Source organism: Syntrophomonas sp. UBA5494 (assembly GCF_002426325.1).
Genome location: NZ_DIPG01000002.1, coordinates 745 through 13504, shown reverse-complemented (window position 1 = coordinate 13504; position 12760 = coordinate 745). Strand labels below are relative to the sequence as shown.

Annotated in this window: 8 protein-coding genes and 1 riboswitch; of the genes, 1 reads left to right on the top strand and 7 read right to left on the bottom strand. The window is 49.8% G+C overall.

Annotation, left to right across the window (positions count from 1 at the left end):
• A partial coding sequence (locus B3W37_RS00205; RefSeq protein WP_483174446.1) for an immunoglobulin-like domain-containing protein occupies window positions 1-2189 on the bottom strand: 2189 nt, incomplete at its 3' end.
• Between the two features lie 555 nt (window positions 2190-2744).
• Window positions 2745-2864: riboswitch (molybdenum cofactor riboswitch) on the bottom strand.
• A gap of 289 nt (window positions 2865-3153) precedes the next feature.
• On the opposite strand from B3W37_RS00205, the gene B3W37_RS00200 reads away from it, so the two are divergent.
• Window positions 3154-4272 carry an Ig-like domain-containing protein gene (locus B3W37_RS00200; RefSeq protein WP_483174431.1) on the top strand — a complete coding sequence of 373 codons (1119 nt, stop codon included), beginning with the start codon at window positions 3154-3156 and terminating at the stop codon, window positions 4270-4272.
• A 69-nt stretch (window positions 4273-4341) separates the two neighbouring features.
• On the opposite strand, the gene yihA is transcribed toward B3W37_RS00200, so the two are convergent.
• The 6 genes from yihA to tig form a co-directional block, all read right to left on the bottom strand.
• Window positions 4342-4941, bottom strand: a complete 600-nt coding sequence (yihA, locus tag B3W37_RS00195; protein ID WP_483170952.1) for a ribosome biogenesis GTP-binding protein YihA/YsxC — start codon at window positions 4939-4941, stop codon at window positions 4342-4344.
• Between the two features lie 101 nt (window positions 4942-5042).
• Window positions 5043-7394: an endopeptidase La gene (gene lon / locus B3W37_RS00190; RefSeq protein WP_483174430.1), complete on the bottom strand. Its 2352-nt coding sequence runs from the start codon at window positions 7392-7394 to the stop codon at window positions 5043-5045.
• A 96-nt stretch (window positions 7395-7490) separates the two neighbouring features.
• Complete coding sequence (gene lonB, locus B3W37_RS00185) at window positions 7491-9134, bottom strand: ATP-dependent protease LonB (RefSeq protein WP_483169142.1); 1644 nt, start codon at window positions 9132-9134, stop codon at window positions 7491-7493.
• Window positions 9135-9257: 123 nt separating this feature from the next.
• The gene (gene clpX, locus B3W37_RS00180) at window positions 9258-10508 is read right to left on the bottom strand and encodes an ATP-dependent Clp protease ATP-binding subunit ClpX (protein WP_483169141.1); all 1251 of its coding nucleotides are present in this window, start codon (window positions 10506-10508) and stop codon (window positions 9258-9260) included.
• 26 nt (window positions 10509-10534) lie between these two features.
• On the bottom strand, window positions 10535-11131 hold the full coding sequence (gene clpP / locus B3W37_RS00175; RefSeq protein WP_483169139.1) for an ATP-dependent Clp endopeptidase proteolytic subunit ClpP: 597 nt from the start codon (window positions 11129-11131) through the stop codon (window positions 10535-10537).
• Between the two features lie 64 nt (window positions 11132-11195).
• Window positions 11196-12518 (bottom strand): trigger factor, encoded by a 1323-nt coding sequence (gene tig, locus B3W37_RS00170; protein WP_483169137.1) that lies wholly within the window; start codon window positions 12516-12518, stop codon window positions 11196-11198.
• Window positions 12519-12760: the final 242 nt, after the last annotated feature.

Below are 12760 nucleotides of genomic sequence, written 5' to 3'. Positions count from 1 at the left end.
AAGCTGTATTCGGTATTCGAAGCAAGGCCGCCGACGGTATAACTGGTACCGTTGTCGGCGGTTTCCAGAGTATTAACAATATTGTCATTCTTACTGTAAGAAATTTTGTATTTGGCAACAGCAGTGTCATCATTGGCTTCCGGCCAGCTTAATGAAATGCTGTCGGCAGTTATTTCACCAACGCTTATCTGCGCGCCATCTCCCCAAATAGGAGCCTCGGTATCAGCGGTGCTGGTGCTGAACTCAAACCGGTACACCTTGCCCAGAACAACAGGGTTTGCGCCGCCGGTATTAAATTGCGGGTCAATGGTAATGGCATATTGCTTATCGGGCTCAAGATACTTGGCAATATCCGGTTTGATAACTAAATGGACTGAATAGGCCTGCAATCTGGTAATAATAAAATCACCAGTGCTTAGAGTAGTAGGTTTGGGCCATGAATTAGGGTTGGTGCTGATCCCAAGATTTGTAATTTCGGCATTAAGATCACCATAATCCACCCCTATTTCCTGTCCATCCGTCAGGTCAAACAAACGAAAAGACTTCATATTAACGTTAATAGCTTCCAGGGCACCATTAAATCCGCCCTGCAAATACCATTCAAAATTGGCTGAGGCCGGTTTTACAGCCGCATCGTAGGTAAATACGGTCTCGTAACCGTTTGACCTGCCGTTGTCCTTGGTGGCATCCGGCTGGAATTTATACCTTGCGCCACTATCGTTTAACGGTAATGGAACTAATTCAATAGTGCCTCCGCTCGGCGGGGTAACCACCATGGTTTTAAGACTTGTCAGGCTGTTTCCGCTGGAATTGGCCGCCGTCACCCCTATGTCATAACGCCGGCTGGCAGTAAGACCGGTTACTATATAAGAAGTGCCTTCACTTACGGTGGTATCTACAGCTGAGGTAATAACACCACCGGTGGTGTTACTGACTACCACCTTATAGGCTTCTGCACCGACGGCTTCCGGCCAGCTGAGGTTAAAACTGACGCCGGTTACATCACTTACCGTCAGTGCCGCGCCGGATGCCCAATAAGGTGCTGATGGAATTGATGCAGAAACGATGACCGTTCTGATTACTTCAACAGCCGCGTTCCCGGCTGCATCACTTACATTGTAAGTAATGATGTAAGTTCCGGCGCTGCCGGTATCTACTGTATCTCCGTCAACAATTACATCTTCTGTAATGTCTCCATCCACATCATCCAGAGCGGTTACCCCTGGATCGGTGAATGTATCTCCTACGGTCAGGTTTATGACTGCATCGCCCACCAGGGTAATAACTGGAGCGGTGGTGTCCTCTGGTGGCGTTGAGGAGACAGTAACGGTTCGAGTTACTTGCTCCGCAGCATTTCCGGCTGCATCACTTACGTTGTAGGTAATTGTATAAGTTCCGGCGCTGCCGGTATCTACTGTATCGCCGCCAACATTCACAGCAGTTGTAATGTCACCATCTACATCGTCCATAGCCGTAAATCCAGGGTCATTGAATGTCTCGCCTACCGTCAAGGTCATGGTTGCATCACCCAAAAGGGTAATGACCGGTGGGGTGGTGTCCCCGACCGAGTTGGTATTTATGGTTTGGTTGACAGTTGCCGCGCTGTAACCTACCGCTTTAACCGCGATGGTGTATTCACCAGCCGTGGCAAATACGTCGGCGGCAATATTAATGTTGCCTGCAGTAACTGTATACTGACCTTCACTTAGAGCAGTACCGTCAGCAGTTATCTCATTTATAGAAGACTGCCAAGTAGCATCATCGGTGAAAGTAATATCCACTGCTTGACCAACTTCATTTTCCGTGGCGTCTGCAGTCAATGTCGGCGGTGACAGCACCGGCAAATCATTAGTGACATCCTGTGCATCAAAGCTTTCCAGGACTCCACCCTCTAATGATTTAATCTGCTTGCTTTCATCATCGCTCTTGGTATAGGCAACAGTTACCTCTTGTCCTCCTACAATCTTGTCGGTAAGCACTAATTTGATCCTCGATGCCTGCCCAGCATTCTGTACTGATTGCACAGCTCTGTCCTGGCCATCAACGGTCACCTCAAATTGTGCTTCACAGCCTATCTCGGAGGGAGGATTGGCCATAGCCACAGTAAAATCAATGCTAACATCCCCCCCGCTGTTTACGAAGGGGTTCTCTACTACTGGAGCATCTACGGCCCAGGCCGTTGCGGGCATTAACATACCGCCGGAGCCCAGCAATAGTGCCAGCATCAATATTATTGAGACTGATTTTCCCCAATGTGTTTTCATACTAGTCCTTAGCACAAATACTCTCCTTTCCACCACTTGTTATATTATGTTAGTGATTATTTCGGGCACCAATACCGCGGTTGGACTGCCCAGATCCCAATTCGCTGACTATCCCCCTCTCTCTTTAGATGCACGTTTCAGATTTCATTGAATCCTCTCCATCCCCATAAACCATTGGCCTTAACTCTGTAGTCGCATTTATTCCAATCGGGTAGGAGGCTGCCCATTAGTTGAATAGCCGGTCAGTAGTCTTTTCTGTGTTCGCCCACATCCATGCCTCCGAGGATACCCTTGCCCTTGGCTATGTGCTTGGCACTATCAACCCGCACCAGGGACTTTTACCCATTAGACTACGCCCATGCCGGGTGCACACAAAAAAACCCGGCGGAAAGACGCCGGGTTAAGATGACCTGATAGACTAGTCACCAGCAGCCAGTTCAATAGGAAAGGCGGACTGCGAAAAGCAGTCCGCCCTTGATCTGGCCGAATTCAGCTTCTCCTTTCCACAGTGGGGGGCATACCCGTTTCCCGGTATACCGTAACGTCCTGAAAACCATGGTCTATAACTTTAGGTCGTCAGGTTCGGAGCATATTAAATTGGTAGCTGTTATGGTTAGAAAACCATTATCCCGAAACCGCCTTACAGCATATCCCCTTTAACGCCGTCCAATATGTTCCTATAGGTATACTAATTTATATCTATAGGCATCTTTATTAGATACTAACATAACATAATAAAATATTACATAAAATATTTATTTTATTTATTTATCCTGGTTTATGTTAGTTTGGCATTAAAAATATATCCATGAAAAGTCTTCCTGTATGGCAAGTATTGTATATTTCTTTAAATCATGGCATAATCCGTTACTAGAGAGGTGGTTAATTGATGGACTTTGGGAGCCGCTTGAAACAGCTCAGGGAAGGCCGGAAGCTTTCAACCTCCAAGCTTTCCAAGCAATCCGGTCTGAGCCAGTCTTTTATCTGGAGAATTGAATCGGGAGAAAAGCAGCCTACCTTAGAGACCTTGAAGAAACTGTCCCAGGGGCTGGGGATGAGTTTAGGCGAACTGCTGGGCCAGGACTTGATGAGCAAACCCCAATCGTCAAAGATCAACCGGATCGCCAGCAATATACGGAGACTGCCGCCGGAGCAGGTGGATGCCCTTGATTTATTTATCGCCTCGCTGAGCGATGGACACGGCTCCGGCGAGCACACCTTAGCCTTAAAGGCGATCAACCTCAACCATTCCGAACCGGATGGTTTTGAAATAGAGCTGGTCTTCTCGGCCAATGTCTCCGCGGTTATGGAGCACAGAATACCGGACGGCATGAAAAGAAATCTGGAGTGTTTCCGCCTGTTTGACCAAAACATGAAGGAAGTGCCCATCGAGCTCATACCGGGTAACAAGCGAATGTATGGCAAAATGGCCGGAAGGACGTTTATTGTCAGGCCTCTTTCCCGGCTGGCTGATAGAAAGGCCTATAAGATTTCAATATCCAAATTCCTGCAGGCCAATAACTACAGTTATCTGAAAGAAGACCACACCATCCTGTTTTCAAAACGGGAAATCATGGACATCACACCCTTTAACCAGGAATTGTGCAATTCGTATCTTTCCTTGATGCTGGTCCGCAGCAATATCGCGTCCGGCGCCGAGAATGTCCCGGTTGACAAGGATATTAAGCTGACCTTTTCCAACAACATCATTGCCGAAGCAGTGCGGGAAAACAATCTGCAGTGCTTCTCTTTGGAAAGCAGCAAGAAGCAGCCGGTCGACATCAAGATCATTATGGCGGAGCCCGATGATGATTCCGAAAGGCAAAGGGAAATCATCATCCATCCCCAACAGAACCTGCAAAGCAATACCGCTTATGTTCTGACCATTTCCGAAAGTCTTCGGGGCGCTAATAAGAAGAGTTTGGGGATCGACAAGATCATTACCTTCACCACCGGTGCGGCCAACTCTTCCGCTGACGGCGAACAAGACGGCGTGTCGATAGCGTAGATGAAAAGCGCCACATCTCTGTGGCGGCTTCGGTTTTTATGTATTTTTGCGTCCGACTGTCATTTCATATCAGCGTTTTAGTTCAAGGTCGAGGATCTCCTGCATCGCCTGGCGCAGTTCTTCCACCCCGGCGCCGCTGACGGTGGAGAAGCACAAGGGTTCCACCCCGGGGGGCAGATTGAGGTCCTTTTTGATGACCGCGAGGTGTTTGCCGCGGGCGCCGCGGGATATCTTATCCGCTTTGGTAGCCACACACAGGACGGGCAGCTGCTGATGGAGGAGCCAGCTTTGAACCAGAATATCATCCCGGCTGGGAGGATGCCTTATGTCCACCAAGTGTAATATGCCCCTGAGCTGCTGGCGTTTGGTAAGGTATGCCTCGATGAACTTCCCCCACTTGGCCTGTTCTGTTTTGCTCACTTTAGCATAGCCATACCCCGGCAAGTCGACCAGATACCAGCTTTCATTGATAAGATAGTAGTTTATAGTGCGGGTTTTTCCCGGGGTAGAACTGGAGCGGGCCAGGCTTTTACGGTTGACCAGTTTGTTGATCAGCGAGGATTTGCCTACATTGGAGCGGCCTACAACAGCGATTTCCGGCATGGAACCTTCCGGCAGATCTTTTATGTGTACATAAACGCCCTGCAGTTCAGCTTTCTTAATTTTCATATTTATTGTTACGATCCTCTCTGCCAAATAAGGCATGAATGAAGAAGAGAACCAGCAGTCCCTTCCCTCACTCATGCCTCTTTTTCTTAGGGTTGGCCCCCTTATGACGGAGGAATCTGCTCCTGTTCCGGCTTGATCAGGGTTTGGGCAAGAACATCATCCATATGGGACACGGTAACAAAGTTCAACTTGCGGCGTACATTGCCGGGAATGTCTTCCAGATCCTTTTTGTTCTCCACCGGTAAGATCACGGTGCGTATGCCGGCGCGGTGAGCCGCCAGGACCTTTTCTTTGAGTCCCCCGATGGGCAGAATCCGCCCCCGCAGAGTGATCTCGCCGGTCATAGCGACGTCGCTGCGGGCCGCGTTTCCTGACAAGGCCGAGGCCAGTGCGGTGGCGATGGTAATCCCCGCCGAGGGACCGTCTTTGGGAATAGCCCCTTCCGGCACATGCAAATGCAGGTCATATTCCGACTGGAGCTCCGGCTTGATGCCCAGTTCTTCAGCCTTGGATTTAACATAGGTCAGGGCCGCCTGGGCCGATTCCTTCATCACATCACCCAGTTTCCCGGTGAGGATGAGCTTGCCTTTGCCTTTGAGCAAGGCTACTTCCACTGACAGGATATCGCCGCCGGTTTCAGTCCAGGCCAGGCCGGTGGCAACCCCGACCTGATCCTCTTTCTCCGCCACCCCGAAGCGATATTTTTCTTTGCCCAGGAACTTGCTGATATTACTCCCGGTCACGCTGATAAAGGTTTTGGAATCCTCCACTACCATGCGGGCCACTTTGCGGCACACCGAAGCGATCTGCCGCTCCAGATTGCGCACCCCGGCTTCGCGGGTGTATTCGCGGATGATTTTCCGCACCGACCCTTCGGAAAACTCTATGTGCTTTTCTTTAAGCCCGTGCTCTTTGATCTGTTTGGGCACCAGGTAGCCCAAAGCGATATGCACTTTGTCTTCCTCGGTATAGCTGCTGATTTCTATGATTTCCATACGATCCAACAAAGGCCTGGGAATATTGAAAGCCGAGTTGGCCGTAGTTATGAACATGACTTTGGAAAGGTCAAAGGGAATCTCCAGATAATGGTCGCTGAAGCTGAAATTCTGCTCCGGGTCCAGCACTTCCAAAAGGGCTGAAGCTGGATCGCCGCGGAAATCCATGGTCATTTTGTCGATCTCATCCAGCAGGAATACCGGGTTTCGAGAACCGGCCTGTTTGATACCCTGCAGGACTCTTCCCGGCATGGAGCCCACATAGGTGCGGCGATGGCCTCTGATCTCAGCCTCGTCACGAATGCCTCCCAGAGACATACGCACAAACTTGCGGCCTAAAGAGCGGGCTACCGATTTGCCCAATGAGGTTTTCCCCACTCCGGGGGGGCCGACCAGACAGAGGATGGGGCCTTTCATTTTCTTGGCCAGCTTGCGGATGGCCAAATATTCGAGTATTCTCTCTTTGGGTTTTTCCAGGCCATAATGATCCGCCTCCAGTATGCCTGCGGCCACTTTGAGGTCGAGCCGGTCCCTGGTTTCAACCGACCAGGGCAGCGACAGAATCCAATCCAGGTAATTCCTCACTACCACCGCCTCCGCAACCATAGGCGGCATTTTTTCTAGTCTTTCCAGTTCTTTGTAGGCCTTTTCCCGGGCGTCTTTGGGCATATTGGCCTCTTCGATGCGCTCCCGCAATTCTTCCACCTCGCTGGTGCGATCGTCTTTTTCGCCCAGCTCCTTTTGAATAGCCTTCATCTGCTCGCGCAGATAGTACTCCTTCTGGGTCTTTTCCATCTGTTTGCGCACCCGGATATTGATCTTCCGTTCCAGCTCCAGGACTTCCATCTCTTTGGCCAGGATCTCGCACAGATACTCCAGACGCGGCCCTACTTCCAGGGCTTCCAAGATCCGCTGTTTTTCTTGAATGCGCAGGGTCAGGTGTGAAGCGGTAACATCGGCCAGACGGCCCGGTTCATCTATAGCCACCACAGATACCACGGTTTCCGGAGGGATCTTTTTGCTCATACGCACATACTGTTCAAACTGCGCGATCAAGGTTCGCATAAGGGCTTCGACCTGAGCGTCTTTTTCATGCACATCGTCATGATATTCAGCTATGGTCACCTTTATAAAAGGCTCATGATCGGTATAGCCCTTGATCTCGGCGCGATGCAGACCCTCAACCAGAACTCGCATGGTCCCTCCGGGCATTTTAAGGATTTGCCTGATCTCCGCCACCGTACCGATGGCAAAGATATCCTCTTCCTCGGGTTCATCAGTCTGGGCCTCTTTTTGTGTAGCCAGAAAAATCTCTTTGTTTTCCAGCATGGCCTCTTCGATGGCCTTGATGGATTTTTTACGCCCCACATCCAGGTGAATCACAGTATATGGAAAAACCAGCATGCCACGCAGGGGCAGCATGGCAATTTGACGGTATTCTTTAATTTCTTGCACCATTACACCTCCCAGCCATTTATTCTACTATATGTGTTCAAAAGGGGCAATATTGCATAGGATTTGCTTTTTCGCGGCAGCTATATGCCTATGATTCCATTATATGTTTATATTCTCGCAGATAAAAGCCTTATCAAACACCTGTTGCAGATCTTGAACCGGAATAATCTCAATATCAGGGAAGCTGGTGAAGATGTTGAGCCAGTTGTCCTCAGGGATAATAGCCCGTTTGATACCGGCTTTACGAGCTGCTTCGATTTTGCTTACCACTCCTCCCACCGGTTTGACCTTACCGTGTACTGAAACCTCCCCGGTCATAGCCAGGAGATGGTCTACCGGCAGACCTTGGTTGGCGGAATAAATGGCGGTAGCTATACTGACCCCGGCCGAAGGCCCGTCAACCGGAACCCCGCCAGGAAAGTTCAAATGAATATTATAATCTTTGAGTTTAAGGCCATATCGGGCTTGCAAAACCGTCAACACGTTTTCCACCGCGCCCCGGGCCATACTCTTGCGGCTGTACTTGCGGTCCGCTCCCCCCATCTCTTCCTGCTCAACTACTCCGGTAGCCGTCCACTGCCCGCGGCCGTCGTCTACCGATATGCAGTTGCATTCCACCTCGATCAAGGTACCCACATTAGCGCCATAAACGGCCAAACCGTTTACCACCCCCACGGTGGGAACATGTTTGAGTTTCACTTCCGGCCGGGGGGAAAAGCGCCCGTTGTTTAAGACCTTCTCCACCGTGCTCAGGGTGATGCGGTTATTATTATCCATTTGAGCAATTCCCGCAGCGAGCTGCACAATATTGACAGCTTCGCGGCCGTTGCCGGCATAGCGGATGATCTCATGCAAGGCCTCCTCATCGATCTCAAATTGTATCTTTTGAACCGCGCTCAGAGCGATGCGGCGGATATCTTCTTTATCGAGGGGGTTAAAAAAAACCTCCATACAGCGGGAACGCAGGGCCGGGGCTATCTCGCCGGGCATGCGGGTGGTGGCCCCCACCAGCCTGAAATCAGCCGGCAGCCCGTTCACAAAGATGTCGTGGATGTGCTGCGGTATATTGGGATCATTTTCGGTAAAATAAGCGCTTTCAAGGAGAACAATGCGGTCTTCCAATACCTTTAACAGCTTGTTCATCTGAGTGGGATGCAGTTCCCCGATCTCATCGATAAAAAGAATGCCGCCATGGGCCTTGGTGCAGGCGCCCGGCTTGGGCTGCGGAACTCCGGCCGAACCCAGGGACCCGGCTCCCTGATAGATGGGGTCATGAACCGAGCCGATCAAGGGGTCGGCGATGTTTCTCTCGTCAAATCTGGTAATAGTGGCATCGACTTCAACGAATTTGGCCTCGTTTCCAAAGGGGGAAGCCTGGTTTTTCTTGGCTTCTTCCAGTACCAGGCGAGCCGCGGCGGTTTTTCCCACCCCGGGAGGTCCGTAGATGATTACATGCTGGGGATTGGGGCCGCACAGGGCGGAGCGTAATAAATCGATGCCTTCCTCCTGACCGACCACATCCGACAGGTGGGCGGGGCGGGTCAGGCTGGAGAGCGGTTCACTGAGTTTGACCTTGCGCATCTGTCTGAGTTTATGGGTCTCTTTTTCGGCCTCCCTGACTACCACGTTTTTTCTGCTTTGCTGATTCTTCAAAAGGTTCCAGAAATACATGCCGATGATAATCGCGAAGGCCAATTGTATCAAATATAAAACTGCCCCGTATCTTATAAAGAAATCATTCAATTGCTGTTTTTCCTTCCTTCCGTTTTACAATATTATTCCCGATAGCGTATCTTTGGTATAAGGAAAATCAGCAAGTAAAAAAAGGCAGCTTTCGCTGCCTTTTCCTTATTGACCAGTGTATTATCAGTTTACTTTGCGCTTGGCTTCGACCGTCACCAAAAGAGGCTCTTCCTTTTTCTCGATGACGTCTTTGGTAACCACTACTTTGGTGATATCGATGCGGGATGGAACCTCGTACATCACATTCAGCATGATGTCTTCGATGATAGCCCTCAGTCCCCTGGCTCCAGTATTGCGGCGCAGGGCTTCCTGGGCAATGGCTTCCATGGCGTCCTCCATAAACTCCAGATCCACCCCATCCAATTCCAGCAGTTTCTTATACTGTTTGACCAGAGCGTTCTTGGGTTCTTTCAAGATGCGCACCAGAACCTGCGCGTCCAGGGCTTCCAGGGTGACAATTATGGGAACACGGCCAACGAATTCGGGGATCAGGCCATACTTAAGCAAATCTTGGGGCAGGATCATTTCCAGGATCTCGCCGATTTTCTTTTCCTGGCGGATCTTGATGTCCGCTCCGAATCCCATCACCTGATGGCCGATACGGTTTTGAATGATCTTGTCGATGCCTTCAAAAGCCCCGCCGCAGATGAACAGGATATTACTGGTATCTATCTGGATAAATTCCTGATGAGGGTGTTTGCGTCCGCCCTGCGGAGGAACGGAAGCCACCGTTCCCTCCAGGATTTTCAACAAGGCCTGCTGTACGCCTTCACCGGAAACATCCCGCGTGATACTGGGATTATCCGTTTTCCTGGCAATTTTGTCTATTTCGTCGATATAAACGATGCCTTTTTCAGCCTTTTCGATATCATAATCGGCCGCTTGTATGAGTTTGAGCAGTATGTTCTCAACATCTTCACCGACATACCCTGCTTCCGTAAGAGAGGTTGCATCCGCGATCGCAAAGGGCACATTGAGAATACGCGCCAGGGTCTGGGCCAGCAAGGTCTTACCGCTGCCGGTAGGCCCCAGCATCATGATATTGCTCTTCTGCAACTCCACATCGTCCAGTTTCATCCCCAGGTTGATGCGTTTGTAGTGGTTGTAAACCGCCACTGCCAGCGATTTTTTGGCCTTCTCCTGGCCGATAACGTAATCGTCCAGAATCTCTTTGATCTCATTGGGCTTGGGGATGTCCCCCATTTCAAATCCCAGATCGTCAGCCAGTTCCTCTTCAATAATTTCATTGCACAACTCGATGCATTCATCGCAGATGTACACGCCGGGTCCAGCGACCAGTTTCTTGACCTGGTCCTGGGTCTTGCCACAAAATGAGCATTTCAGTTGACCTTTTTCGTCCCCGTACTTGTGCATTAGTTCACCCCTCTTGGCGAGCCTCCCTATTTTTTCTGGGATTCTCTTTTGAATACCTCGTCGATGAGGCCGTAATCCTTAGCTTCTTCAGCAGTCATAAAATAATCTCTTTCCGTATCCGCCTTCACCTTCTCCAGGCTCTGACCGGTCCGCTCGGAAAGGATCCGGTTCAAAGTCGCTTTGGACTTCAGTATCTGCCGGGTACGAATTTCGATGTCTGTGGCCTGCCCCTGAGTGCCCCCCCAGGGTTGATGAATCATGATCTCTGCGTTAGGCAGGGCGAACCGTTTGCCTTTCGCTCCGGCAGCAAGCAGGAAAGCTCCCATGCTGGCCGCCAGACCTACGCATATCGTCGAGACATCCGGGCGAACATACTGCATGGTATCATAAATAGCCATGCCGGCGGTGATGGATCCACCAGGGCTGTTGATATACAAAGAAATATCTTTGTCTGGCGCCTCTGCTTCCAGGAAAAGGAGCTGGGCGATGACCAGATTGGCAACGGTATCATCCACCGCACTGCCCAAAAAAACGATGCGGTCCTTTAATAAACGGGAGTAGATGTCATAAGACCTCTCGCCCCGATTGGTTTGTTCTACTACCATTGGTATCAGGTATGACATGATTATTCACCTCTTAGTACAAAAATTATTCAAATTAAATTTTACTGTTCTCTCCGGTCTTGATTTAATCTGTTACAGGTGCTTCTGTTTCAGGAGTTGTTTCAATGATTATGGCTTTATCTAATAAATAATCTATGGCTTTATCCACCTTAAGCTGCATGGTAACACCTTCCATTATTTCTTCCAGGCGCTCCCTGGCATCCTCTATGGATAAGCCGGTATTGTTAGCCACTTCTTCTATGTGTTTGTTTATTTCTTCGTCGCTGACTTCAATCCCTTTTTCTTCAACCAGTTTTTCCAGCAGGAAATCGTATTTAACTTTGGTCTCCGCCTCCGGATACAGGGATTCACGGAGTTTATCAATGCTGCTGCCGGTGATCTGCAGGTACTGGTTCAGGTCCAGCCCCTGGGAGTTCATGCGATATTCAAACTGACGCAGCATGATATCGGCGTGCTCCTTGACAACCGCTTCAGCCACCGGTATTTCGCAGCGCTGCAGGGCCTGATTCAGCAATTCCTGGCGCATGAGGTCGCGTTTTCTGCCCTCAGCCTGTTCCAGCAGGTTTTGCTTGATGCTGCCGCGCAGTTCTTCAACAGTTTCAAATTCGCTTACCTCTTGTACAAAACTGTCATCCAAATCCCTGATTTGTTTGGTTTCAATCTTATTGACCTTTATTGTGAAGACCGCTTCCTTGCCGGCCAATTCTTCGGATTGATAATCTTCCGGAAATTTTACGGTGACATCTTTTTCTTCACCGGTTTTTACACCCACGACCTGCTCTTCATAACCGGGAATAAAGGTATTGGAGCCTAACTCCAGAGGATAGTTTTCGCCTTTACCGCCGGCGAAGGGCACCCCGTCGATAAATCCTTCAAAATCATGGTACACGGTGTCCCCGTTTACCGCAGCTTCATCATCCGCTTTCACCACCAGCTGAGCATAGCGAGTCTGCATATCATTGATTCTGTTTTCCACATCCTGATCGGTGACCTCAAATGCGGGTACTGAGATTTCAATACCTTCCAGATCGCCCAGAATAACCTCGGGTTTGACCGGAATGCGGGCTTTAAAAGTAAACGCCTCGCCGACGTTGATTTCGTCGATGTCAAAAGTGGGCTGTGCGATGGGCACAATCTCAAGCTGCTTGACAGCTTCTTCATAGGCCAAGGGCACGATATATTCTATAGCATCCTGGTAGAGGATCTCGGTTCCGAAACGGGCTTCCAACAGTTGGCGAGGAACGCGGCCCTTACGAAATCCAGGCAAGGATACCTCTTTCACAACCTTAAGATAAGCCTTTTGCAGACCTTCTTCCAATTGCTCGGCATCAACCTCTACCGCTATGTATGCTTCACTGTGTTCTATTTTTTCTAACCTGGCTTCCATTTATGCTCCTCCTAACTGCTACCAATTATTATCATTGCTCAGCATTGCCACAATGTTATTAGATTATCCCTGATTTACCAATTTGTAAATACATAATAAATCCTGATAAAGAATTTACCCTAATTATAACAAAAACACAACACCCCGGCGCAAGCCGAGGTATAGGATGCAAATGGAGCGGAAGACGAGATTCGAACTCGCGACCCTCGCCTTGGCAAGGCGATGCTCTACCACTGAGCCAC

Excerpts from the sequence above, each read along its gene's own strand:
- yihA (WP_483170952.1), bottom strand. The coding sequence starts at position 4,941 with ATGAAAATTAAGAAAGCTGAACTGCAGGGCGTTTATGTACACATAAAA.
- clpX (WP_483169141.1), bottom strand. The coding sequence starts at position 10,508 with ATGCACAAGTACGGGGACGAAAAAGGTCAACTGAAATGCTCATTTTGT.
- lon (WP_483174430.1), bottom strand. The coding sequence starts at position 7,394 with ATGGTGCAAGAAATTAAAGAATACCGTCAAATTGCCATGCTGCCCCTG.
- clpP (WP_483169139.1), bottom strand. The coding sequence starts at position 11,131 with ATGTCATACCTGATACCAATGGTAGTAGAACAAACCAATCGGGGCGAG.
- tig (WP_483169137.1), bottom strand. The coding sequence starts at position 12,518 with ATGGAAGCCAGGTTAGAAAAAATAGAACACAGTGAAGCATACATAGCG.
- B3W37_RS00200 (WP_483174431.1), top strand. The coding sequence starts at position 3,154 with ATGGACTTTGGGAGCCGCTTGAAACAGCTCAGGGAAGGCCGGAAGCTT.